The sequence below is a fragment of the Microbacterium sp. SGAir0570 genome, from assembly GCF_005491085.2.
In the GTDB taxonomy this organism is placed as follows: Bacteria; Actinomycetota; Actinomycetes; order Actinomycetales; family Microbacteriaceae; genus Microbacterium; species Microbacterium arborescens.
The window spans coordinates 1952905-1975693 of record NZ_CP027929.1; the positions used below are offsets into that span (position 1 = coordinate 1952905).

The 22789-nt window shown below is 70.2% G+C and carries 20 protein-coding genes; 8 read left to right on the forward strand and 12 right to left on the reverse strand.

The genetic code is table 11. The annotated features are described in order from the left end of the window. Positions 1 to 10 precede the first annotated feature (10 nt). The 3 genes from mfd to C1N74_RS09335 all read right to left on the reverse strand — a co-directional run bounded on the left by mfd (position 11) and on the right by C1N74_RS09335 (position 4951). A complete protein-coding gene (gene mfd, locus C1N74_RS09325) occupies positions 11 to 3607 on the reverse strand; it encodes a transcription-repair coupling factor (protein WP_181405509.1) in 3597 nt (1198 codons plus the stop codon). Between the two features lie 58 nt (positions 3608 to 3665). Continuing rightward, positions 3666 to 4247 (reverse strand): aminoacyl-tRNA hydrolase, encoded by a 582-nt coding sequence (gene pth / locus C1N74_RS09330; protein ID WP_023950370.1) that lies wholly within the window; start codon positions 4245 to 4247, stop codon positions 3666 to 3668. A gap of 65 nt (positions 4248 to 4312) precedes the next feature. After that, entirely contained in the window at positions 4313 to 4951 is a 639-nt protein-coding gene (locus C1N74_RS09335; RefSeq protein WP_023950369.1) for a 50S ribosomal protein L25/general stress protein Ctc, read from the reverse strand. Between the two features lie 213 nt (positions 4952 to 5164). On the opposite strand from C1N74_RS09335, the gene C1N74_RS16650 reads away from it, so the two are divergent. Continuing rightward, positions 5165 to 5287 carry a hypothetical protein gene (locus C1N74_RS16650; protein WP_023950368.1) on the forward strand — a complete coding sequence of 41 codons (123 nt, stop codon included), beginning with the start codon at positions 5165 to 5167 and terminating at the stop codon, positions 5285 to 5287. A 92-nt stretch (positions 5288 to 5379) separates the two neighbouring features. On the opposite strand, the gene C1N74_RS09340 is transcribed toward C1N74_RS16650, so the two are convergent. From C1N74_RS09340 to C1N74_RS09350, 3 genes are read right to left on the reverse strand one after another with little or no spacing between them, the layout of a single operon-like run. After that, positions 5380 to 6393: a zinc-binding dehydrogenase gene (locus C1N74_RS09340; RefSeq protein WP_137750399.1), complete on the reverse strand. Its 1014-nt coding sequence runs from the start codon at positions 6391 to 6393 to the stop codon at positions 5380 to 5382. 15 nt (positions 6394 to 6408) lie between these two features. Further along, a complete protein-coding gene (locus C1N74_RS09345) occupies positions 6409 to 7176 on the reverse strand; it encodes a glucose 1-dehydrogenase (protein WP_023950366.1) in 768 nt (255 codons plus the stop codon). 28 nt (positions 7177 to 7204) lie between these two features. Further along, positions 7205 to 8593 (reverse strand): GntP family permease, encoded by a 1389-nt coding sequence (locus C1N74_RS09350; RefSeq protein WP_023950365.1) that lies wholly within the window; start codon positions 8591 to 8593, stop codon positions 7205 to 7207. Between the two features lie 163 nt (positions 8594 to 8756). Here C1N74_RS09350 and C1N74_RS09355 point away from each other — a divergent pair, with 163 nt between their 5' ends. Next, a complete protein-coding gene (locus C1N74_RS09355) occupies positions 8757 to 9452 on the forward strand; it encodes a FadR/GntR family transcriptional regulator (RefSeq protein ID WP_023950364.1) in 696 nt (231 codons plus the stop codon). Here C1N74_RS09355 and C1N74_RS09360 read toward each other — a convergent pair. Next, positions 9427 to 10395: a phosphoglycerate dehydrogenase gene (locus C1N74_RS09360; RefSeq protein WP_064956475.1), complete on the reverse strand. Its 969-nt coding sequence runs from the start codon at positions 10393 to 10395 to the stop codon at positions 9427 to 9429. The genes C1N74_RS09355 and C1N74_RS09360 overlap by 26 nt on opposite strands. Continuing rightward, positions 10392 to 11834, reverse strand: coding sequence for a gluconokinase (locus tag C1N74_RS09365; protein WP_137750400.1), 1443 nt, complete (start codon positions 11832 to 11834; stop codon positions 10392 to 10394). Before C1N74_RS09365 ends, C1N74_RS09360 begins: the two co-directional genes overlap by 4 nt. Positions 11835 to 11930: 96 nt before the next feature. Between C1N74_RS09365 and eda the strand changes: the two genes are divergently transcribed. Both eda and gndA read left to right on the forward strand, forming a co-directional pair. Next, on the forward strand, positions 11931 to 12593 hold the full coding sequence (gene eda, locus C1N74_RS09370; RefSeq protein WP_137750401.1) for a bifunctional 4-hydroxy-2-oxoglutarate aldolase/2-dehydro-3-deoxy-phosphogluconate aldolase: 663 nt from the start codon (positions 11931 to 11933) through the stop codon (positions 12591 to 12593). A 68-nt stretch (positions 12594 to 12661) separates the two neighbouring features. After that, positions 12662 to 14254, forward strand: coding sequence for an NADP-dependent phosphogluconate dehydrogenase (gndA, locus tag C1N74_RS09375; RefSeq protein WP_023950356.1), 1593 nt, complete (start codon positions 12662 to 12664; stop codon positions 14252 to 14254). A gap of 78 nt (positions 14255 to 14332) precedes the next feature. On the opposite strand, the gene C1N74_RS09380 is transcribed toward gndA, so the two are convergent. Continuing rightward, complete coding sequence (locus C1N74_RS09380; protein WP_036304822.1) at positions 14333 to 15346, reverse strand: magnesium and cobalt transport protein CorA; 1014 nt, start codon at positions 15344 to 15346, stop codon at positions 14333 to 14335. An 88-nt stretch (positions 15347 to 15434) separates the two neighbouring features. Here C1N74_RS09380 and C1N74_RS09385 point away from each other — a divergent pair, with 88 nt between their 5' ends. The 4 genes from C1N74_RS09385 (at position 15435) to C1N74_RS09400 (ending at position 19710) form a co-directional block, all read left to right on the forward strand. After that, positions 15435 to 16166, forward strand: a complete 732-nt coding sequence (locus tag C1N74_RS09385; protein ID WP_023950351.1) for a response regulator transcription factor — start codon at positions 15435 to 15437, stop codon at positions 16164 to 16166. 80 nt (positions 16167 to 16246) lie between these two features. Further along, entirely contained in the window at positions 16247 to 17809 is a 1563-nt protein-coding gene (locus C1N74_RS09390; RefSeq protein WP_084670434.1) for a cell wall metabolism sensor histidine kinase WalK, read from the forward strand. Further along, complete coding sequence (locus C1N74_RS09395; protein ID WP_137750402.1) at positions 17806 to 18225, forward strand: hypothetical protein; 420 nt, start codon at positions 17806 to 17808, stop codon at positions 18223 to 18225. Before C1N74_RS09390 ends, C1N74_RS09395 begins: the two co-directional genes overlap by 4 nt. 96 nt (positions 18226 to 18321) lie before the next feature. Further along, entirely contained in the window at positions 18322 to 19710 is a 1389-nt protein-coding gene (locus C1N74_RS09400; RefSeq protein WP_137750403.1) for an HNH endonuclease signature motif containing protein, read from the forward strand. A gap of 107 nt (positions 19711 to 19817) precedes the next feature. On the opposite strand, the gene C1N74_RS09405 is transcribed toward C1N74_RS09400, so the two are convergent. The 3 genes from C1N74_RS09405 to C1N74_RS09415 are packed head-to-tail and all read right to left on the reverse strand — an operon-like array spanning position 19818 to position 22725. After that, a complete protein-coding gene (locus tag C1N74_RS09405) occupies positions 19818 to 21365 on the reverse strand; it encodes an FAD-dependent oxidoreductase (RefSeq protein ID WP_071918009.1) in 1548 nt (515 codons plus the stop codon). Further along, positions 21362 to 22234: an FAD:protein FMN transferase gene (locus C1N74_RS09410; RefSeq protein ID WP_071918008.1), complete on the reverse strand. Its 873-nt coding sequence runs from the start codon at positions 22232 to 22234 to the stop codon at positions 21362 to 21364. Before C1N74_RS09410 ends, C1N74_RS09405 begins: the two co-directional genes overlap by 4 nt. Continuing rightward, complete coding sequence (locus tag C1N74_RS09415) at positions 22231 to 22725, reverse strand: FMN-binding protein (protein WP_137750404.1); 495 nt, start codon at positions 22723 to 22725, stop codon at positions 22231 to 22233. Before C1N74_RS09415 ends, C1N74_RS09410 begins: the two co-directional genes overlap by 4 nt. Positions 22726 to 22789 lie beyond the last annotated feature (64 nt).

Genomic DNA, 22789 nt, shown 5'->3' on the forward strand with positions numbered 1-22789 from the left:
CGCGCAAACCTCAGGATGCGGCGGGCGACGCCGCCGTCGTGGCGACCGGGAAGAGCTGGTCGAGCAGCTGACCCGTCCACGCGATGAGGTCGGCATCGCCGAGCGCGGCACCGCCGGCGGTCGGCAACGGGACCACGAGGGCTTCGCCGCCGGCGAGCAGTTTGGCCTTGGGGTACAGCCTCTGCAGCCGGATGCGCATCGACTCGGGCAGCCGGGCCGGCGCGACCCGAAGATTCGGTCCCATCGCAACGACGTCCGTCAGCCCGGCCTGGGCTGCGCGGCGGCGCAGCCGGGCGACCGCGAGTAGACCCTCCACCTCGGCCGGCGGGCGCCCGTACCGGTCGGTGAGCTCTTCGACCACGAGGTCGATCGCATCGTCCTTGGCGCTGACGGCTGCCGCCGCCGAGAGCTTCTGATACGCCTCGAGGCGCAGGCGCTCGCTGTCGATGTAGTCCTCGGGAATGCGCGCGGCCACGGGCAGCTCGAGCCGCAGCTCGGCCGGCCCGTCGACCTCCTCGCCCCGGAACGTCGAGACGGCCTCGCCGATCATCCGCAGATAGAGGTCGAACCCGACCCCGGCGATGTGGCCGGCCTGCTCGGCGCCCAGCAGATTACCCGCGCCGCGCAGCTCGAGGTCCTTCAGCGCGACCTGCATGCCCGAGCCGAGGTCGTTGTTGACGGCGATCGTCTCGAGGCGGTCGGCGGCCGTCTCGCTGAGGGGCTTGTTCTCGTCGTAGAGGAAGTACGCGTACGCGCGCTCGCGCCCGCGCCCGACCCGGCCGCGCAGCTGGTGCAGCTGGCTCAGCCCGTACTTGTCGGCACGGTCGATGATGATGGTGTTCGCGTTGGAGATGTCGAGCCCCGTCTCGACGATCGTCGTCGAGACGAGGACGTCGGCACGCCGCTCCCAGAAGTCGTCCACGACCTGCTCGAGCTGGTGCTCCCCCATCTGGCCGTGCGCGACGGCGATGCGCGCCTCGGGCACCAGCTCACCGAGCTGCGCCGCGACCCGCTGGATCGACTGCACCCGGTTGTGCACGAAGAACACCTGGCCCTCGCGCAGCAGCTCGCGCCGGATGGCGGCCGCGATCTGCTTGTCACTGCGCGGTCCGACGTAGGTGAGGATGGGATGCCGCTCCTCGGGCGGGGTCGCCAGGGTCGACATCTCCCGAATACCGGTCACCGCCATCTCGAGCGTGCGCGGGATCGGCGTCGCGCTCATCGCGAGGATGTCGACGCCGGTCTTCAGCTTCTTCAGCGAGTCCTTGTGTTCGACGCCGAACCGCTGCTCCTCGTCGATGATGAGGAGCCCGAGATCCTTGAAGGCGACCTTCTCGGTCAGGATGCGGTGGGTGCCGATGACCATGTCGACGGTGCCGTCGGCGAGCCCGTCGACCGTCTCGCGGGCCTGCTTCGCGGTCTGGAACCGCGACAGGGGGCGCACCTTCACCGGGAATCCGGCGAAGCGCTCGGTGAACGTCTCGAGATGCTGCTTCGCGAGAAGCGTGGTCGGGACCAGCATCGCGACCTGCTTCCCCTCCTGAATCGCCTTGAACGCGGCGCGGACGGCGACCTCGGTCTTGCCGAATCCGACGTCGCCCGAGAGCAGGCGATCCATCGGGATCGGCTTCTCCATGTCGGCCTTGATCTCGTCGATCGTCTGCAGCTGGTCGGGCGTCTCCGCGAAGGGGAACGCCTCTTCGAGCTCGCGCTGCCACGGGGTGTCGGGGCCGAACGCGTGCCCCTTCGACGCCATGCGCGCCGAGTACAGCTTGACGAGCTCGACGGCGATGTCACGGACGGCCTTGCGCGCCTTGCCCTTCGCGGCTGCCCAGTCGCTGCCGCCCATCTTCGACAGCACCGGGGCCTCGCCGCCGACGTACCGCGAGAGCTGGTCGAGCTGGTCGGTCGGCACGAAGAGCTTGTCACCGGGATAGCCGCGTTTGGCGGGCGCGTACTCGAGCACGAGGTACTCGCGCTGCGTCTTCACCGCGTTGCGGCCGCCACTCGACACCTCGCGCTGAACGAGCTCGACGAACTTGCCGATGCCGTGGGTCGAGTGGACGACGACATCGCCGGGCTTCAGCTGCAACGGGTCGACGACGTTGCGTCGCCGCGTCGCGAGCTTCTTCACCACTCGGCCGTCGCTGCCGATCGTGCGGCCGTAGAACTCGCTCTCGGTGAGGACGGCGAGCTTCGCCTCGGCCGACTCGAAACCGCGCTCGAGCGATGCCACGACGCAGACCGCGACGGCCTCGTCGGAGAGCTCGGCGACGCAATCGCTCGTGCGGGCGGCGATCCCGCGCTCGGCCATCACGTCGCGGGCCCGGTCGACGAGCCCGGGACCCGAGGCGCAGACGACGACGCGCCAGCCGCGCGCCAGCAGGTCGCCGATGTGGGCGGTGGCACCGTCGACGTTGCCCTGGAACGAGGGCACCGCGCTGCCGTCGACACGCAGGTCGTCGCCGGTCTCGGTCAGCCCCTCGCCGGCGGCATCCGCTGCTCCCGAGTCGAAGGCGCTGAGGGTCCACCACACCCCGGATCGCTCGCGCATCGCGTCGCGCAGAGCGGGGAGGGTCAGGAAGTCGCCCGCGCCGAGATCGACGGGGCTGTCAGCCCCGGCGGTCGCCGCGCTCCAGGCCGCTTCGAGGAATTCGCGGTTGGTCTCACCGAGGGTGCGCGCCCGCGTGCGCGAGCGCTCGGGGTCGACGAGAGCGATCGCCGAGCCGCGGGGCAGATAGTCGACGAGCGGCACGATGCCCTCTGCGAGCGCGGGCAGCAGCGACTCCATCCCCTCGACGGGGATGCCCTGCGACATCTTCTCGAGCATGCCCGTCAGACTCGGGAAGGTGGGGGCCATCGCCGCAGCCCGCTCGCGGACGGCCGGCGTCAGCAGCAGCTCACGCGCCGGCAGGAGCACGGCCTCGCCGACCTCGCCGGGCAGTGATCGCTGGTCGGCGATGGAGAACGCGCGGATCTGGTCGACCTCGTCGCCGAAGAAGTCGATGCGCAGCGGGTGGTCGGCCGCGGCCGGGAAGACATCGAGGATGCCGCCGCGAACTGCGAACTCGCCGCGACGGGAGACCATGTCGACCCGGTGATAGGCGAGTTCGACGAGGCGCCGGACCACCTGTTCGAGGTCGCTCCCCCGCGCTCCGACCGACAGCGACACCGGGTCGGCGTCGGTCAGACCGGCCGCGAGCGGCTGCAGGGCCGCGCGGACGGAGGCCGTGATGACCAGCGGTGTGCTGCCGTCGTGCGCGGCCGCACGGCGAAGCACGGCGAGACGGCGTCCGACGGTCTCGGGGCTCGGGCTCAGCCGTTCGTGCGGCAGGGTCTCCCAGGCGGGGAAGTGCACGATCTCGGCCTCGGGGACGAGGCACTGCAGCGCGGCACCGAGGGTCTCGGCGCGGCGACCGGTGGGAGCGACGGCGAGCACGACAGCGGGTCGACCGTCGCGGCGACGCTGCTCGAGCAGAGCCGCGAGGAGGGGGGCGTCGAGCCCGTCGACCAGCGAGTAGTCGAGACTGCCGACGGCTCCGGATGTCACCGCCTCCCGGAAGGAGTCAGCCTGCGAAAGGGCGCGCACGATCCCGGGAACTGTCACCACAGAAGCCTACCGCCGGCCGCCGACACGGGCGCCCGGGTCGGACTGCGCGGCGGGCTCAGCGCGGCGCGTGGAAGCGCTGCTGCGCGGCGAGGAGCCCCTCGCCCACGACCGTCTCGACCGCGTCAGCGGCATCCGACACGAGGATGCCGAGGGTCTTCCGTTCGGCCGACGAGAACGGGTCGAGGACCCAGTCCGCCGGATCCTGCGCGCCCGGGGGACGTCCGATCCCGACGCGGACGCGGGCGAAGTCGGGAGTGCCGAGGGCTTTGGCGATGTCACGGACGCCGTTGTGTCCACCGTGGCCGCCACCCGTCTTGAGCTTGATGGTGTCGAAGGGAATGTCGAGCTCGTCGTGGACCACGATGACGCGGCCGGGGTCGACGCCGTAGAAGGAGGCCAGCGCGGCGGCCGGGCCACCCGAGACGTTCATGAACGTCTTCGGCTTGGCGAGCACCATCTTGGCGGCACCGGGGCGCAGCCACGACTCGGCTGCCCAGGCGTTGGCCTTGTGCGATCGCAGGGTCTCACCGCGCCGGCTCGCGAGTTCGTCGATGACCATCTGGCCGATGTTGTGCCGAGTCGCCTCGTAACGCGGCCCGGGGTTGCCGAGACCGATGATGAGCCAGGTGTCCGCCATGGCGCGCCTTTCGAACGACGGAGCCCGTCCTCACGAGGTGAGAACGGGCTCCGCGGGGATGAGTCTTACTCGGACTTCTCGTCGCCCTCGGCCTCGTCGGCCTGCTCGGCGGCGGTCGCCTCGTCGGCGGCCTCGATCTCGTCGGCGGCGGCCAGCGTCGATGCGGGGACCGACACGGCGACGACGAGCGTCTCGGGGTCGGTGATCAGAGCGGCGCCGCGAGGCAGCGTCAGGTCGGCGGCCGTGATGCGGGCGCCGTCCTCGAGGCCCTCGACGTCGACCTCGACATTGGTCGGGATGTGGGTCGCCTCCACCTCGAGCGTGATCGACGACGCGTCCTGCGTCGCGATGGTGCCCGAGAAGGGCTCGCCCGTGACGACGACGGGAACGTCGACCTGGACCTTCTCGCCCTTCTTCACGACGAGGAGGTCGATGTGCTCGATGATCTGGCGCACGGGGTCGCGCTGGACGTCCTTGACGAGCACCAGCTGCTCCTTGCCGTCGATCGACAGCTCGATGACGGCGTTGGCGCGGCGGACGAGCAGCAGCATCTGGTGGCCCGGCAGGGCGACGTGCACGGGGTCGGTGCCGTGGCCGTAGATGACGGCGGGGATCTGACCGGCGGCACGCAGACGGCGGGCGAAGCCCTTGCCGAAGTTGGTGCGCGTCTCTGCAACGACCTTGGTGTCGGTCTCCGTGGACATGCGTTTCTCCTTGTGGGCCCGAGGCCCGGCTCAGCGGTATGCGGGTTCGACGCGAACGCGAGCGCGTGGAGAGGAAACGTCCTGCACACACCCTCGTCGATCACGGATCCCGGTTCCCGCACAGCGGGCACGCGGCATCCCTCGCCGAAGTACACCCCCACTCTACCAGCGCTGGGTAGGGTGGTTGAGACGTCGTCTACGCCCGGAGGAAAAATGGATTACGGCTGGTTCTCACACGTGCTTCTGTGGGTCATCGGTGCGATGACGCTCGGCTCGATCGTCTCGGTCAGCCTCGCGCTGTTCGCGATGGGACGACAGGGCTACCGCAAGGGCTGACCCGACCCGGGCGTCGACGCGACGCCCCGATCGACGAAAGCGCGAGGCGCGCCACCCGGTGAGGGGGCGCGCCTCGCGCTTTCGCGTCGAGCTCATGCGGGCCAGACCGCGACGACGACCTTGCCGGAGGCCTCCGAGTCCTTGGCCGTCGCGAACGCCTCGACGATGTCATCGGCGTCGACGACGTGGGTGATCACCTGCTCGATCTCGGGGCGCTCGTCGAGGAGCCGGACCGCCTCGTCGATCTCGTCCTTGAAACGGAAGGTGCCGACGTAGACGACTTCCTTGGAGATGAAGGGCGCCAGGTTGATCGGTCGCGGCTCGTTCGGGACCATTCCCACCTGCACGACGCGCCCGGCCGGCCGCGCCGCGCGCAGCGCCGCGGACACCGAGACCGCGACACCCGAGCACTCCAGCACGATGTCATAGGCGTCAGCGGGAGGCTGCTCCGTGGTGACGTCGAACGTTCGGGTCGCGCCGAGTCGGCTCGCACGGTCGAGGGGTCCGGCCAGCACGTCGGTGGCGTGCACCTCCGCCGCCCCGGCGGCGGTCGCCGCTGCCACTGCGAGCAGTCCGATCGGCCCGGCACCGGTCACGAGGACCCGTGCACCCGCGACGTCGCCTGCTTTGCTCAGCCCGTGCAGGGCGACGGCGAGCGGCTCGGCCAGCACGGCGCGACGGACCGGCAGCGTCGGCGGGAGGGGTCGCACCATGGACCGATCGGCGACGATGAGCTCGGCGAGCGCGCCCTGGGTGTGCGGAGTCGTCGAGGCGCTGCCCAGATACGCTCCGCCGGGCCAGAGGTGCGGGTCGTCGGCGATCGCCTCGACCTTCCGCCCGAAGGTGGCGGGGTGAAGCGTCACCGGTGTACCGGGCTCCCAGTGCCCCGTGGGGTCGAGATCGATGCGGCCGCTCAGCTCGTGCCCGGGGATGAGAGGCTCCCGCACGACGAACGCCCCGTTCGCGCCCTCGTAGTAGTAGTGCAGGTCCGACCCGCAGATGCCCACGTAGTCGACGCGGATCCGCACCTCCCCGTCACGGGGTTTGGGCTCGGCGACCTCCGAGATCTCGATGTGCTGCTTGCCGTGGATGTGTGCTGCGCGCATGACGGTCCTTCCGGGTCAGACGACGGCGGTCATGCCGCCGTCGACGAAGATGTTCTGCCCCGACACGAAGCTCGAGGCGTCCGAGCAGAGGAAGAGCAGGGCTCCGTCGAGCTCGCTGAAGTCGCCCCACCGCTGCGCCGGCGTGCGCTGCGCGAGCCACGCGCTGAAGTCGGCGTCGTCGACGAGCGCCCGGTTCATCTCCGTCGCGAAGTACCCGGGCGACAGTGCGTTGACCTGCACGTTGTGCCGGGCGAGGTCGGCCGCCATCCCCTTCGTCAGCTGCGCCACAGCGCCCTTGGTCGCGGAGTAGGGCGCGATCGTCTGGCGCGCGAGCGCCGACTGCACCGAAGCGATGTTGACGATCTTGCCCGATCCGCGCTCCACCATGCCGGGGGCGACGAACCGTGCGACGTAGAAGACGCCGTTGAGGTTCGCCGCGACGATCTCGTCCCAGTCGGCCACGGGGAACTCCGTGAACGGCGCGCGCCGCTGGATCCCCGCGTTGTTCACGAGGATGTCGGGCACTCCGACCTCGGCGATGATCGCCGCGACCCCCGCCTCGACGGCAGCGGCATCCGTGACGTCGAAGACCGCCGCCACCGGTTCCGGCGAACCGGCTTCAGCGACCTCCCGCCGCGTGCGCTCGACCGCCTCGGCATCACGGCCGTGGACGACGACACGTGCGCCCTCCCGGGCGAGGGCGAGCGCGAGGGATCGCCCGAGCCCGCGCGACGAGCCCGTCACGAGGGCGACGCGGCCGGTCACATCGAACAGAGAGGACATCGGATCTCCTTGTCGTGAAGAGGGCGGATCAGATCAGCGACGCGAGGCCGAAGACGCCGAGCACGAGCACGAAGGCCAGGACCGACTCGATCGTCTGCTGCACGGTCCAGGTCTTGAGCGTCGTCTTGACGTCCATGCCCATGAGGCGCCCCACGAGCCAGAAGCCGGAATCGTTGACGTGTCCGGCGAACACGGAGCCGGCCGCGGTGGCCAGGACGATCGCGGCCACCTGGAGCGGGTTGAAGTCACCCGCGGCCACTGCGGGAGCCGCGAGGCCTGCGGCGGTCACGAGGGCGACGGTGGCCGAGCCCTGCGCGAGACGGATGATCACCGCGATGACGTACGCCGCGACGATGACCGGGAGCCCGAGGTCGGACAGCGTGTCGGCGAGCGCGTCACCGATGCCCGAGGCGCGCAGCACGCCACCGAACATGCCACCGGCGCCGGTGATGAGGATGACGGACGACACCGGGCCGAGGGCCGAGTCGACGACCTTCTCGAGTGCCGTGCCGTTCTCGCCCCGACGCGTGCCGAGGACGAACGTCGCGACCAGGACGGTGATGAGCAGCGCCACGAAGGAGTTGCCGAGGAGCACCAGGACCTGGACCCACAGGTCGTCCGTCGACACGGCACCGGCAGAGGCGAGGGTCGTGAGCCCCGTGTTCATGAAGATGAGGAGCATCGGCAGGAGCAGCAGGAGGATCACGGTGCGCGGACGCGGCGGGTTCGCCGGCTGGTCGTCGTCCTTCTCTCCGAAGAGAGCGGGCACCGGCAGCGGGATGCGTGCGGCGATGAACTTGCCCCAGAGGTAACCGGAGACGTACCAGACGGGGAAGACGATGACGAGGCCGAGGAGCAGGACGAGACCGAGGTTGGCTCCGTATGCCTCGGTCGCCGTGACGGGGCCGGGGTGCGGCGGCAGGAAGACGTGCATGACGGAGAACGCCGCGGCGGCGGGGATGCCGAAGAGCAGGACGTTCGCCTTCGAGACGCGGCGGGCGATCGCGAAGATGATCGGGAGCATCATGACGAGCCCCGCGTCGAAGAACATCGGGAAGCCGAGGATGAGCGAGGCGATGCCGAGCGCGAAGGGCGCTCGCTTCTCGCCGAAGACCTCGACGAACTTGTCGGCGAGCGCCTTGGCGCCGCCGGAGTGCTCGATGAGCCTGCCGAGCATCGCACCGAGGGCGACGAGGAGCGCGACGCCGGCGAGTGTTCCGCCGAAGCCGTCGGTCAGGGTCTTCGCGATCGCTGAGACCGGCACCTGCGCGACGAACGCGGTGAGCAGCGAGACGATGATCAGCGTCAGGAAGGCGTGCACCTTGCAGACGATGATCAGGAACAGGATCAGGGCGATCGCGCCGACTGCGATGAGCAGCAGCGGTCCGGCACCCAGGGTCTGGGTCCAGTCTTCCATCGGTATCTCCGTTGATGTCGGGAAGCGGACGACCGGGGGCCGAGCCCCGCGGATCGTCCCGCGTTAGTATTCGAGCTGCCCCGTGCCACGGCAGCGGAGCAGAGCGATCCTCGCACAATGATCGTATCTTTTACAACCACTGATCGTATTTTTCGGAGGCGTCATGGCGCAGGCATCCCACGGATCCGTGCTCGACGCTCTCGGGCTGCGTATCGCATCGGGTGAGCTCGCACCGGGATCGGTGTGCACCCTCGCGGATCTCGAAGCCGAGTTCGGCGTTTCCCGGACGGTCGTGCGCGAAGCGGTCCGGGTCCTCGAGGCCATGGGCATGCTCTCGTCGCGCCGCCGGGTCGGCCTGACCGTCACGCCGACGAGCGAGTGGAGCGCGCTCGACACCCGCCTCATCGGCTGGCAGCTCGCCTCTCCCCGGCGCGATCACCAGATCGTCGTGGTCAACGAGCTGCGCTCGGCGGTCGAGCCGATCGCGGCGCGCCTGGCCGCGCAGCGCGGCACCGACGTCCAGCGGTCCGAGCTGCTGCGGCTCGCGGCACGCCTCGAAGAGCTCGGCCACAGCGGGCGCGGCGCGTCGCCGGAGTACCTCGAGGTCGATATCCAGTTCCACGACCTCATCCTCGACATGAGCGGCAACCTCATGCTCGCCGCGAACAAGGCCGCGATCGCCGCCGTCATCGCGGGGCGTTCCGATGTGGGTCTCACGCCCGCGGTCCCCTACGAAGAGGCCCTGAACAACCACGTGCAGACGGCCGCGGCGATCGCACGCGGCGATGCCGACGGAGCCGAGCGCCATACCCGCGGCTACGTCGACGCCGTGCTCAGCGAGGTGCGGGCGCTGGTGTGACCAGCCCGTCGGGCCGGCCGCCGCGGAGCGCCGTGACGAGCGCATCGATCGACTGATCCGTCATCCGCTGCACGGCACCGCCGGTGTGGCCTCCCGCATGCGGTGTCGCCACCACGCCCGGATGCCCGACGAGCGGCGAGCTGGAGGGCGGCTCGGTCTCGTAGACATCGACCGCGACGCCATGAAGGCGCCCCTCGTCGAGCGCACGGCGCGCCGCGGCCTCGTCGAGCAGGCCGCCGCGAGCGGTGTTGACGACGATCGCTCCCGGCGGCAGCAGCCCCAGCCGGCGCTCGTCGAGCAGATGACGGGTCTCGGGAAGCAGCGGGACGTGGAGGCTGACGACGTCGCTGCGGCGGCACAGCTCGTCGATCTCGACCCGCTCGACCCCGGCCTGCGCGAACGCCTCGTCGGGCAGCATCGGGTCGTAGGCGATCGCCGTCATCCCGAGACCCCGCGCACGCTCGGCGACCAGGCGGCCGATCGCCCCGAACCCGACGACCCCCGCGGTGCCGCCTGTGAGCTCCTTGCCCTCGAGGCGCGGCCACTCCCCCGCTCGCACCGCTTCGTCGAGCCGGGGGATGCCCCGCGCCGCGGCCAGCACGAGACCGATCGCGAGCTCGGCGACGGCGATCGCATTGGCACCGGGGGTTCGCGTCACGATGACCCCCCGCGCCGCCGCGGCATCCAGGTCCACCCGGTCCACGCCCACGCCGTACCGCGCGAGGACGCGCAACCGGGGCGCGGCGGCGAGGACGGCCTCGTCGTATTCGTCGAGGCCGGCAATGATGCCGTCGACGTCAGCGACGAGCGGGACGAGCTCGGCCGCGGTGAGCGGGCGTCCGTGGGGATTGAGGACGACCTCGCCGACCGCGTCGCGGAGCCTGCGGAGCGACGCGCCCTGCGGATCACGGCACAGCGAGGTCGGCGTCACGAGGACCTTCATCGCGCCGCTCCCTGCGAACCGGGCACCGTCCGCTGATACTGGTCGAGGTAGCGGGCGAAGCCCTCGTCGTAGCGGTCGCGGTACTCCGTCCGGGGTGCGATCGTGCGCACCTCCACGTCGTCGAAGGCCGGATGCCGCAGGTCGAGACCGCTCGCGAGCATCCCCATCCGCACCGCACCGACGATCGAGGTGTGCTGCTGCGCCGAGACCTGCATCTCGACCCCGAAGACGTCGGCGGTCAGCTGCGTCCAGAACGGCGAGGAGAGGACGCCGCCCGAGAGGATGATCCGTCGTGGAGTGCCGCCGAGCGCCGTGAGCTCCTTGTAGCAGTGGTAGAGCGAATAGACGATGCCCTCGAGCACCGACTGGTACATGTCCACACGCGAGTGCGCCGGCGCGAGATCGACGAAGCCGCCGCGACGCTGGTCCTGCCAGCCGGGGCTCCGCTCGCCGAATAGGAAGGGCAGGAAGACCGGGAGGTCGATGCGGTCGGTCGACAGCGACGGCTCGATGTCGAGGTAGTCCGTCGACGCGCCGAAGAGGCGATCGCGCGCCCAGTCGACGCAGTTGCCGCATCCCGAGGTGGCGGCGCCGCTGAGCGCTCCGAGGGGCGAGCGGTACGACCAGGTGCTGAGGGTGGGTGAGAACGCCGGGTGGCGCGAGGCGACCCGGAGCGCGCCGCTCGTCCCCATCGAGAAGGTCATCTCCCCCGGTTCGGTCGCGAGGTCGCCGACCTGGTTGAGACCTCCGTCCGGACCGGGTGTCAGCACCGGGGTGCCCGCCGCGAGTCCCAGGAGCACCGCCGCCTCGGCCGACAGCGGCGCTGTCGCCGTCGTCTCGTGCAGCTCGGGCAGCCGCACCCGGCCGAGGTCGAACCGGTCGATGACCTCGCGGTCCCATGTGGCATCGGTGGCCGAGAGCAGCCCGCTGCCGGAGGCCAGGGAATCGTTCGTCCAGACCTCACCCGTCATCCGGGCGAAGATGAGGCTCGCCTGGTCGAGGGCGAGGAGTCCGTCGATGTCGAGCCCCTGCGAGCGGAGGTGCTGGAGCTTGAACACGGGGTAGATGGCGTTGACCATGCAACCGGTGCGTTCGTAGAACCACCACGTGAAGTCGTCGTCCGCGCGCAACGCGGCGCTGAGGTCCTGCGCCCCGGTGTAGGGCCACTCCATCACCGGGGTCACTGCCGAGAGGTCGTCGGAGCGGAGGGTCAGGCCGTGCCACGTGCCGCTCAGGACGATGAGGTCGATCCGCTGGCCGGCCGCGGCCTCGCGACCGAGGGCCATGAGCTGGATGTAGATCGCATCGGCGTCCCGGACCGCGGAATCGGGTCCGTCGACTTCGAACCTCCGGCTGCGGACGGCGACCGCGCCGGTGTCCGTGTCGAAGAGCATGGTCTTCGCCGAGGTGGTGCTGGCTTCGAGAGCGAGGATCTTCATGAGGGCCCATCGTCGGGTGTCCGGCGGGCAGCAGCGTCGCCGAGACCCAATGATATGATCATTCGGTCGAAGATGAACACCCCGAGGAGAAACATCATGGCCGCTGTTCTCGATCAGATCGCCCGGTACCGACTCGTTCCGGTCGTCGTGGCCGATTCCGTCGTCGAGGGTTCCTTCATCGTCGATGCCCTCGCCGAAGGCGGGCTCCCGGTGGCCGAGATCACCTTCCGCACCGCCGCAGCACCCGACGCGATCGCGGCGATCGCGGCACGGGGTGACATCCTCGTCGGTGCCGGCACGATCGTGTCGCCCGCGCAGGTCGATACCGCCGTCGACGCGGGAGCGCGCTTCCTCGTCTCCCCCGGCTTCCACCCGGCGGTCGCCGATCGCGCCGCGGAGCGCGGGGTTCCCCTCATCCCCGGAGCCATCAGCGCCTCGGAGATCATGGCGGCGCTGGCCGCCGGCATCACGACCGTGAAGTTCTTCCCCGCCGAGACCTCCGGCGGCCTCCCCGCGCTCCGCGCCCTCGCGGCCCCCTTCGGCGACGTGCGCTTCGTGCCCACCGGGGGCATCGACGCCACGAACCTCGACTCCTACCTCGCCCACCCCCGGGTGATGGCCGTCGGCGGTTCGTGGATGCTGCCGCGCGACGCCGTCGAGGCACGTGACGCGGCGCCCATCGTGCGGGCGACATCCGACGCCGTCGCACGCGTCGCGGCCTCGTCGCAAGCCGCTCCGGCCGGTCTGCCGAACGGATAAAGTGGCGAGAGAGCCGGGCTCTCTCGCAGTCCCTGCCATTCCACCCGCACGCGAACCTGGAGCTACGCATGGCGTCGACCCCCTCACCGACAGGACCCTCGACCGATCAGGATCAGGCGCCGCACGAAGCGGCCACTGCTCACGAGGGCGCTCCGCGTCCCGAGGAGGTCGACCGCCCGACCCCCGACGAGAGCGCTGCCCCCGCGGAGGCCGGTTCCGGCGCCGCCAACATCGGCGTGGTCGGACTCGCCGTCATGGGCTCGAACCTCGCCCGTAACCTCGCCAGCCGCGAGGGCAACACCGTCGCCGTGTTCAACCGCTCGCGGTCGAAGACCGACGAGCTCATCGAGGCGCACCCCGAGGCGGGCTTCATCCCCGCCTTCTCGTACGAGGAGTTCGCGGCCAACCTGCAGAAGCCGCGCACCGCGATCATCATGGTCAAGGCCGGTCGCCCCACCGACGCCGTCATCGACGAGCTGATGCGGGTGTTCGAGCCGGGCGACATCATCGTCGACGGCGGCAACTCTCTGTTCACCGACACCATTCGCCGAGAGAAGGCTGTCCGCGAGGCCGGCTTCAACTTCGTCGGCATGGGAGTCTCCGGCGGCGAGGAGGGCGCCCTCCTGGGCCCGTCCCTCATGCCCGGCGGCCCCGACGAGTCGTGGGTGACGCTCGGCCCGATCCTGAAGTCGATCGCTGCGGTCGCCGAGGGCGAGCCGTGCGTGACGCACGTCGGCCACGACGGCGCCGGCCACTTCGTGAAGATGGTGCACAACGGCATCGAGTACGCCGACATGCAGCTCATCGCCGAGGCCTACGACCTCATCCGCCGCGGCACGGGCAAGTCGCCCGCCGAGATCGCCGACATCTTCGCCGAGTGGAACCGCGGCGAGCTCGAGTCGTACCTGATCGAGATCACCGCCGAGGTGCTGCGCCAGACGGATGCCGCCACCGGCCAGCCGCTCGTCGACGTGATCGTAGACCAGGCCGGCGCCAAGGGAACCGGCGCGTGGACCGTGCAGACGGCGCTCGACCTCGGAGTTCCCGTCTCGGGCATCGCGGAGGCCGTGTTCGCGCGTTCGCTCTCGAGCCACCGCGAGCAGCGCGACGTCTCGGGCTCGCTGCCCGGGCCCGACGACGCGTCGTTCACCGTCGAGGACCCCGATACCTTCATCGAGCAGGTGCGTCTCGCGCTCTACGCCTCGAAGATCGTCGCGTACTCGCAGGGCTTCGACGAGATCCGTGCCGGTGCCGCGCAGTACGGCTGGAACATCGACCTCGGTGCAGTGTCGAAGATCTGGCGCGGTGGCTGCATCATCCGCGCGCAGTTCCTCAACCGCATCGCCGATGCGTACGCGACGGGCGACGAGCTGCCCGTCCTCCTGACCGCGCCGTACTTCGTCGAGGCGCTCGGCCGCGCTCAGGACGCCTGGCGTCACGTCGTGCAGGCCGCTGCCGGCGCCGGCATCCCCGCTCCCGCCTTCAGCTCGTCGCTGTCGTACTACGACGGCCTGCGTGCGGAGCGCCTGCCCGCGGCCCTCATCCAGGGCCAGCGCGACTTCTTCGGTGCGCACACCTACAAGCGCATCGACAAGGACGGCACCTTCCACACGCTGTGGTCGGGCGACCGCTCCGAGGTCGAGGCCGAAGACACGCACTGACCCCGACTCCTGGGTCGACGAAGGCCCCGCCGAGCATCTCCGCTCGGCGGGGCCTTCGCTGTTCGCGACGAGGGGACGTCAGAGCCAGTCGTTGCGCTTGAAGATCCCGTAGAGGCCGGCGCTGAGGAGCACCATCAGCCCGAGCGCCATCGGGTAGCCCCACGGCTGTGCGAGCTCGGGCATGAATCTGAAGTTCATGCCGTAGACGCTGGCGACGAACGTCGGGGCGAACCCGATCGCCGCCCAGGACGAGATCTTCTTGACCTGTTCGTTCTGGCGCACCTGCACGACGGTGAGGTCGGCCATCTTCTCGTCCAGCCGCTGATTGACGAGCGTCGCGTGGATCGTCAACGCATCGTCGAGCGTGTGGCGCATCGACTGCACGCGCTCGGCCACGTACTGCGCACGGCCCCGGACATCGTCCCACCCGGCCGGTTCAGCGCCCGCGGCGGCGTCCGTGAGGGTCGTCCCGAGCCGCGTCAGGACGTCCGGCAGGGGCGTCGTGGCGTGAGCGAGGTCGATCACCTCCCGCTGCAGGTCGAAGATGCGCCGCGACACTCCGGGGTCGTCGCCGAACAGCTGGTCCTCGATCTCGTCGATGTCGTTCTCGACGCCGTCGAGCACCGCGCGGTACCCGGTCGTGACGAGTTCCGCGAGCACCCACATGACGGATGCCGGGCCGCGGCGGAGCAGGTCGCGGTGGCCGTCGAGACGGCCGCGGAGTTCGCTGAGGTCGATGCGATCCGACCGCGTGACGGTCACGATGAGGTGAGGTGCAAGGAAGACGTCGATCTCATCGCACCGGACCGTCTCGGACGCGTCGTCGTAGTGCGCGGGCTGCAGCACCACGAACGCGTGATCCCCGGTGCGCTCGAAGATCGACCGCTGGTGCGGCCGGAGGGCTTCCTTGACGGCGATCGGGGGCAGGCCGAGTTCGTCCGCGCGGCTCTCGATCTGCGCGGCGTCGACGTCGATCAGCGCGATCCACGCGAACCCGCCCCGCTCTCGTGCGAGCGCGGCCGCTTCTCCCGGCGGGAGACCGTCACCCGCCACCGCACCGTCGACGTAGACCGCGGTCTCAACGTTCGTCATGAGGTCACCGTATGCCACCTCGGATGCTCACAGCTCAGACATAGCGTCGCCCATAGCTTCTCCATAGAGAACGCCTCACAATGGCATCATGACCACCCCAGCACCCGCCACCCTGCAGCGTCCCGACGGCTCTCCGCTGCGCGTCCTCGTCGTCGACGACGAGCAGATGCTCACCGATCTGCTCTCGATGGCGCTCAAGATGGAAGGGTGGGAGGTCCGCTCGGCGGCATCCGGTTTCGAGGCCCTCGCGATGGCGCGGGAGTTCGAACCCGACGCGATGGTGCTCGACATCATGATGCCCGACCTCGACGGGATGTCGGTGCTGCAGCGCCTCCGTCAGTCGGGTGACGATGTTCCCGTGCTGTTCCTCACCGCGAAGGATTCCGTGGGCGACCGCGTCGCGGGGCTTACGGCGGGCGGCGACGACTACGTCACGAAGCCCTTCAGCCTCGAGGAGGTCGTCGCGCGGCTGCGGGGCCTCATGCGGCGCGCCGGAACCGCGACCGCCGGCGGCGCCGACCCCGTGCTGCGCGTCGGCGACCTGACGCTCAACGAGGACTCGCACGAGATCGAGCGCGCCGGGACGAGCATCGAGCTCACCGCCACCGAGTTCGAGCTCCTGCGCTACCTCATGCGCAACCAGCGGCGCGTGGTGTCGAAGGCGCAGATCCTCGATCGCGTCTGGAACTACGACTTCGGCGGCCGCTCCTCGGTCGTCGAGCTGTACATCTCGTACCTGCGCAAGAAGATCGACGCCGGTCGCGAGCCGCTCATCCACACCGTCCGGGGTGTGGGCTACATGATCAAAGCTCCGCAGTGACGCCCTCCCCGCATGGCGCCGGCGCGCGCGGGCGCACCGATAGGCAGCCCCGCAAGCGCTGGACGTTGCAGACGCGGCTCATGCTGACGGTGGTCAGCGTCGTCGCGTTGACGCTGATCGCGAGCGCGGTCGGACTCGCCACCACCATCGGGACCGTTCTGGTCTCCACCGTCGACACGAACACCGAGTCGCTCACCCGCAGCCTCAAGCTGTTCGACAGCAGCGGCTACGTCGTGCGAGCGCGGTCGGCGGAAGAGACGATCGCGGGCACACCGGGACTCCCCTACGGCTACACGCTTCTCGTGCAGGATCCGCGCGGTCCGGTCACCGGCGCGACCTTCGACGGCGAGGAGGGAGTGCGCAGCCTCACCGCCGCCGAGGTGAACGATCTGGCCTCGACAGACCTCAGCGCCCTTCCCGCCACGATCGAGATCGGTGATCTCGGCGCGTTCCGCGTCGTTTCATTCGAAGCGGGCGACATCACGGGGCTGGGAGCCCTGCCGCTCGCCCAGGTCGACAAGAGCGTGGCGACCGTCGTCACGACGATCGCGATCGTCACGATCGGTGGCCTGCTGCTGCTCAGCGCAGCGATCGCGGTCGTCATCCAGCGTTCGCTGCGGCCGCTGCGCGTCGTCGCCGACACCGCGACGCGGGTGGCATCGCTCCCCCTGTCCCAGGGCGCCGTCTCGATCACCGAGCGGGTTCCCGCGGAGGAGACCGACGACCACGACGAGATCGGCCGCGTCGGCGCTGCCCTCAACACGCTGCTCGACCACGTCGATGAGTCCCTCGTCGCACGACAGCGCAACGAGGAGCGCATGCGGTCGTTCGTCGCGGACGCGAGCCACGAGCTGCGCACCCCGCTCGCCTCGATCCGCGGGTACTCGGAGCTCTCGCTCCGAGCGATGCGCCAGGGCGTGCCCGGAGTCGAGGAGACCACGACCGCCGCTCTCGAGCGCATTCAGGCGCAGTCGCTGCGCATGACGAGCCTCGTCGAGGACCTGCTGCTCCTCGCACGTCTCGACGAAGGGCAGGAGCTCGTTTACGGAACCGTCGACCTGACCGCACTCGCCATCGACGCCGTGGCCGATGCGCGCGCAGCGGGACAGGACCACGAGTGGCGGCTGGACGTCGGCGACGAACCGGTCGTCGTCGCGGCGGACGCGACACGCATCACGCAGGTCGTCGCGAACCTCTTGGCCAATGCCCGCGTCCATACTCCCGCCGGGACGACCGTCACCACCGCGGTGCGCGTCGCCGACGGAACGGCGATCCTGTCGGTGCACGATGACGGCCCGGGGATCGACCCCGCCGTCGTCGACGAGATCTTCGAGCGCTTCTCGCGAGGCGACAGCTCGCGAGCGCGGCAGACGGGTGGCACGGGCCTCGGCCTCTCGATCGCCCGCGCCATCGTCGCGGCGCACGGCGGCTCGCTCACGGTGCAGAGCGAACCCGGATCGACCACGTTCGAGCTGCGGCTGACGGCGCGACCGGCCGATCCCGGATCGGCGGGTACGATCGCGGAGACCGACGCGGAGTCGGATGCCGGGACGGGGTCGGGTGCCGGGCCGGGCGCCGGGGCGGGTGCCGGGCCGGGCCCGATCGCGCCTGAGCACGCGGGCGGAGCCGAGGACACAGCATGACGCTCCGCCAGCCGCGGGTCGTCGCGGTGCGCCACGGGCGCGTGCAGCCGTCCGGCTCATGGATCTATGTCTGGGTCGACGGGGCGACGGGCGACATCGCCTACGTCGGTGCGACACCGTACGACCCCGTGCTTCGCACTCACCTGCACCTCGAGAGCGACGATGCGCAGCTGGGAAGAGTGCGCGCGACCGTCGATGGATACGCGGAGCGCGACTTCGACGTTCTCGCCTTCGAGCTTCCCGCCGACATCGAACGCGCTGAAGCGAAGGGTCTCCTCAAGCGCCGTCTCCGTGGGGATGCCAACCCGTCACCGACGGATGTATCGACGGCGCTGTGGCGCGCGGTGGACGACATCGCACGCGCCGTCGAATACCAGCGTTCTGAGATCGCCCGACGCGGTCGGGCAAACGGCTGAGGTCGTCTGTTCCTCCCCAGGGGCGATGCTTGGTCGGTCCCGCCTATAGAAGCTTTGTTCTAATGCAATGTCTGACCCTGCTGCCACAATGGGAACATGGCAGCGAACGGCGGTGGTGGTCCGGACGGCGGCGTGGTCTCGCCGCACGGTCCCGCGATCGCGGCGTACAGCGAGGCGCTCGCGCTGGTGCATGACGCGGATGTCGCGTCGGTGCGGGCTCTGGCCGAGCTGGGCCGGTCGGCGCTTCGTGAGGCGCACCGTGAGGGTGTGCGGGGGATGGCATCGGACATGGAGCTGCGGTCGGTCGCGGCCGAAGCGGCGGGCCTGGCCCGGCGGACCGACCGGCGCCTGCAGGCCGACATCGATCATGCGCTGACGGTCGTCGACGAGTACCCGGCCGTGTTCGCGGCGTGGGAGGGGCGGCGGATCACCCGCGACCACGTCGACGTGGTCGTTCAAGCGGGAACCGGGCTGCCCGATGAGGTGCGGGGCGAGTTCGAGGTCGCCGCGATCGCGGTGTGCGAGCGTGACATCGCGACGCGGGTGAAACCGGCCCTGCGGGCCCTGGCTGAGAGGCTGCACGAGCGCACGTTCACCGACCGGCACCGCGACGCCGCGGCAGGACGGTGCGTGCGGGTCTCGCACGGGGCGGACGGGATGTCGGATGTCACCGCGACAGTCCCGACCGTGATCGCGGTAGGGATGCTCGACCGGCTCACGCAGATGGGACAGTCCGTGAAGGACGCCCGGGTCGCGGGCGCGGGGGTGGGCGCTGGGGCGGCTGCTGGGCCGGATGCCGCGAGCGCAGACGAGGCGGCTGATACCCGGACGATGGACCAGCTGCGGGCCGACATCCTCGGCGACCTCGTCCTCGGAGGCGCGCCCGTGGTGGATCCGTTCTACGGGACCGACCGGGCCGGTGGGCTCGGGGCGATCCGAGCCCGGGTGCAGGTCGCCGTCACCGCCGAGACGCTGATGGGGCGTGACGAGAACCCCGCCGAAGCTGTGGGCGCCGGGCTGATCGACGCCGTCACGGTCCGGCAGCTCGCCGGGCAGGTCAGCGAGTGGGACCGGCTCTTCATCGACCCCGTCACCCGGACGCCGGTCGAGATCGACACCTACCGGCCCACCGCGTCGATGAAGAAATTGCTGGTGGCCCGGGATCAGCACTGCCGGTTCCCGGGATGCCGCAGGGCCGCGATCCGCTGCGAGATCGACCACACCGTCGATCACGCCCTGGGTGGGCACACCCACATCTTCAACCTCGCCCACCTCTGCCAGCGGCACCACTCCATGAAGCAATTCACCAAGTGGGAAGTCCGGCAGCTCGGTGGCGGGGTCCTCGAATGGACCTCACCCCTCGGGCGGGTCTACCGCGAAGACGTACCCATACCGGCAGTCTGCTTCACCAGCGAAACCGCGAACCCGCCACCGGTGGACGGAGCCGGCGGGCCACCTCCGCCCGATGGACCGACACCGTTCTGAGGAATCGAGCGATCTGGATGCGGGCCGCGAAGAGCGACGAAAACCGAACCGAGCTGACGGAATCGACGAGCGCCCAGCCGCACGTTCGATCCGGGCCGGCCGCCAGACTAATACCCGGCGAACGCGTCGGTGGTGAGCGACCGCGCCCTCGAGAGGGCGGGAGCGAGGTCGGCGATGAGCCGAGGCGGGCCGGAGATGAAGGCGTGCCGCTCGGTGAGGTCCGGCACGAGCGTGGCGAGGGATGCTGCGGTCAGCCGCGCCCCGCCGGTCCACGTCCAGTGGTCGGGAAGATTCCGCGGCTCATCCCGCGTCACCACCATCACCGGGATGCCCGCGGCGATGATGTCATCGCGGAAGGCCAGTTCCTCGGCATCGGACGCCACATAGACCATGACCACATCCCGCCGCTCCCCCGCCAGACGCATCTCGCGCAACTGCGAGACGAAGGGCGTCACCCCGATACCGGCCGCGACGAGCAACACCTTGGCATCGGTCCGTGCGGGGAGCACGAAATCGCCCCACACGCCGGTGACGGGAAGATCGCGACCGGGCTCGACCAGCGCGAGCGCCTTCTTGTAGCTCGACTGCGACCCCTCGCGGATGGCGATCCGCACCTCCGGCAGCTCCGCGGGCGCCGAAACGATCGAGAATTCGCGCCGCGTCCCCCGCGCATCGGGGCGACGGTGCGGCACCTCGAGTTCGAGGTACTGTCCGGGACGGAATCGGAAGCCGCGATGAGCGCGGAACGTCAGCTCCCGCACGGAGGGGGTCAGCGCTGTGCGTTCGACGAACGTCAGGCGCACCGCGGCGCGGTAGGCGAAGAAGAACGCGAGCAGGTTGCCGATGAGCAGCGCGCGCTCCTGTCCGAGACTGACGTCACCGATGAGGATCGGCCAGCCCGCCAGCGCGCCCACCAGCGCAGCGACCGCGTACTGCTGCCTCCGACGCGGCGGAAGGGTCAACGGCTCAGACAGCATGAACGCACCGAGGAAGAGGAACGGCGACGACCACAGCACCTGCCCGATGACGGTCGCATCGACGGGGAGCGAGACCTGGGCGTACTGCACGAACGTCCGCACGAGCGCGACAGCGACCGCGACGACCAGGAAGACCGCGACCACCCGCAACTTCTCCGTGCGCACGAGCACAAGACCGCCGAGAAGGATGACGGGCACCGCGAGAACGGGCGACCCCACCCACCACGCCGACGCGCCCAGGTCGGGGAACGGGATGCTGAGCACGGTGAGCACCGTTGCTCCGGCCGCGGCGGGATTGAAGATGTGTCGCCCACGCCAGGCCAGCAGGTACTTCGATGCGGAGGCGACCACCCCGGCGACCGCGAGCCCCGCGATCCCCGCCGGATCGAGCGTCGGACGCAGCACGAACAGCAGGATGAGCGCGGTGATGACCGCCGATTCGATGCGCCACGTTCGGCCGAGCAGCCGCTGCGCTACAGCATCCACCACGATGATCGCGGCGGCCAGGACGACGAGCGACACCGGGAGAGCCAGCGGATCGCCCGCGATCTGACCGGCGACGGTCAGCACGAAGGCGATGACCGCGAGCAGGGAGAGGGCCATGAGGACGAATCGGTACATCGACACGCGTCCGAGCGCGCCGACGGCTCGGTTTCGAAGGGCCGTCAGGGATGTCATACGAACAACTCCGCTTCGCAGTGGGGTGACCATTCGACGGAACCGTCGGTGCGCATCCGCACCCACGAGGCCTCACTGCGCTCCGCGAAGCGAGGCCCGCCGTCGAAGAAGAGGGCTGTGGCGACGGCATCCGCCGTCATGGCGTCCGAAGCGACCGCCCACGTCGCCGCGTACTCCCGAACCGGTTCGCCCGTGCGCGCGTCGAGAACGTGATGCAGACCATCGCCCCACGCTCGACGGTTGGTCGCGGAGGCGCACAGCGCCCCGGCGTCAAGCGTCCAGACTCCGACGGCCCGGGACCCGTCATACGGGTGCTCGAGCGCGACACGCTGCTGCACCCCGTCGATCGCGAGGTCGCCGCTCGCATCGACGACGAGCCAGCCGGCCGTGCGCCGCCGCAACTCCGACATCACGAGATCGACGAGGCGACCCTTGCCCACCGCGCCCACATCGATCGTCGCCGGGCTGTGAAGCGTGAGTCGATCGTCCGCGAGCTCGACGACATCGCGCCACCGGTCCGGCGCGGCCATCGCTCCACGGTCGCGGAGGGAGTACGAGCCGTCGTAACCGCGCCGGGCGAGTGCGTCACCGACGAGCGGGTTCACCGCGCCGTCCGTGACGTCGGACAGGTCGCCGTACATCGCCAGCATGTCCGCGGCGTCGGGAGGCGCCGCGACCGATCCGCCCGACGCCAGCCGGCTCACGGTCGAGTCCGCGCGGAATCTCGACCAGTCCCGGTCGAACGACTCCACGAGCGACATCACCGCTGACCGATCGCCGTCACGCAGCGGCACCTCGCTGTCGACGCACCACGCGGTTCCGATGGCGCCGAACTCCCACCGCCCGAAGCCGCCAGTCGCGACGATCATGCTGCCGCGTCGGTGCGGATCTCCTCGACCGCCGCGTTGAAACCACCGCTCGTGAGCGACGAGCCCGCCACGCGGTCGACCTTCACGTCGTCGAGGCTCTTGCCGACGACGGCATCCGAGATGCCGCCGATGAACTGCGACTGGTACTGCTTGCTCTCGCGGCGGGTCGGCTCACCGGTGACCTCGACCGCGGTCACGGCATCGGATTCGACCGTGAGCGTCACGGTGATCGTCTCGGGGCCCTCGGGGGTCTGATAGGTCCCCTCGGCCGTGTACGTGCCGTCGGTGTAAGTGCCGCCGGTCGTCCCCGACGAACCACTCGAGCTGCTCGAACCGGTCTCGGTCGTCGCGTCGGCGGAGGGCGCGGTGCCTGATGCGGGCTGCTCGCCTTCGGCTTGGCCCGCGCAGCCGGCGAGGAGCGCAAGGCCGGCGACGGACGCCGCGGCGGCGGTCACGCGGAGCGAACGGGGTACGGCAGTGGCGCGGATCATGATGGGTCCTCCTGTGTCGTGCCCCTCCGGGGGGAGGTGGGCTGATCTCACGCTAGCGGCCCGT

Coding starts and splice junctions, on each gene's coding strand:
- C1N74_RS16650 (WP_023950368.1), top strand. CDS start 5,165: ATGGATTACGGCTGGTTCTCACACGTGCTTCTGTGGGTCATCGGTGCG.
- eda (WP_137750401.1), top strand. CDS start 11,931: ATGGCCGCTGTTCTCGATCAGATCGCCCGGTACCGACTCGTTCCGGTC.
- gndA (WP_023950356.1), top strand. CDS start 12,662: ATGGCGTCGACCCCCTCACCGACAGGACCCTCGACCGATCAGGATCAG.
- C1N74_RS09365 (WP_137750400.1), bottom strand. CDS start 11,834: ATGAAGATCCTCGCTCTCGAAGCCAGCACCACCTCGGCGAAGACCATG.
- C1N74_RS09360 (WP_064956475.1), bottom strand. CDS start 10,395: ATGAAGGTCCTCGTGACGCCGACCTCGCTGTGCCGTGATCCGCAGGGC.
- C1N74_RS09385 (WP_023950351.1), top strand. CDS start 15,435: ATGACCACCCCAGCACCCGCCACCCTGCAGCGTCCCGACGGCTCTCCG.
- C1N74_RS09335 (WP_023950369.1), bottom strand. CDS start 4,951: ATGTCCACGGAGACCGACACCAAGGTCGTTGCAGAGACGCGCACCAAC.
- C1N74_RS09340 (WP_137750399.1), bottom strand. CDS start 6,393: ATGCGCGCAGCACACATCCACGGCAAGCAGCACATCGAGATCTCGGAG.
- C1N74_RS09400 (WP_137750403.1), top strand. CDS start 18,322: ATGGCAGCGAACGGCGGTGGTGGTCCGGACGGCGGCGTGGTCTCGCCG.
- C1N74_RS09390 (WP_084670434.1), top strand. CDS start 16,247: ATGCTGACGGTGGTCAGCGTCGTCGCGTTGACGCTGATCGCGAGCGCG.
- C1N74_RS09355 (WP_023950364.1), top strand. CDS start 8,757: ATGGCGCAGGCATCCCACGGATCCGTGCTCGACGCTCTCGGGCTGCGT.
- C1N74_RS09345 (WP_023950366.1), bottom strand. CDS start 7,176: ATGTCCTCTCTGTTCGATGTGACCGGCCGCGTCGCCCTCGTGACGGGC.
- C1N74_RS09405 (WP_071918009.1), bottom strand. CDS start 21,365: ATGACATCCCTGACGGCCCTTCGAAACCGAGCCGTCGGCGCGCTCGGA.
- pth (WP_023950370.1), bottom strand. CDS start 4,247: ATGGCGGACACCTGGCTCATCATCGGTCTCGGCAACCCCGGGCCGCGT.
- C1N74_RS09380 (WP_036304822.1), bottom strand. CDS start 15,346: ATGACGAACGTTGAGACCGCGGTCTACGTCGACGGTGCGGTGGCGGGT.
- C1N74_RS09395 (WP_137750402.1), top strand. CDS start 17,806: ATGACGCTCCGCCAGCCGCGGGTCGTCGCGGTGCGCCACGGGCGCGTG.
- C1N74_RS09350 (WP_023950365.1), bottom strand. CDS start 8,593: ATGGAAGACTGGACCCAGACCCTGGGTGCCGGACCGCTGCTGCTCATC.
- C1N74_RS09415 (WP_137750404.1), bottom strand. CDS start 22,725: ATGATCCGCGCCACTGCCGTACCCCGTTCGCTCCGCGTGACCGCCGCC.
- C1N74_RS09410 (WP_071918008.1), bottom strand. CDS start 22,234: ATGATCGTCGCGACTGGCGGCTTCGGGCGGTGGGAGTTCGGCGCCATC.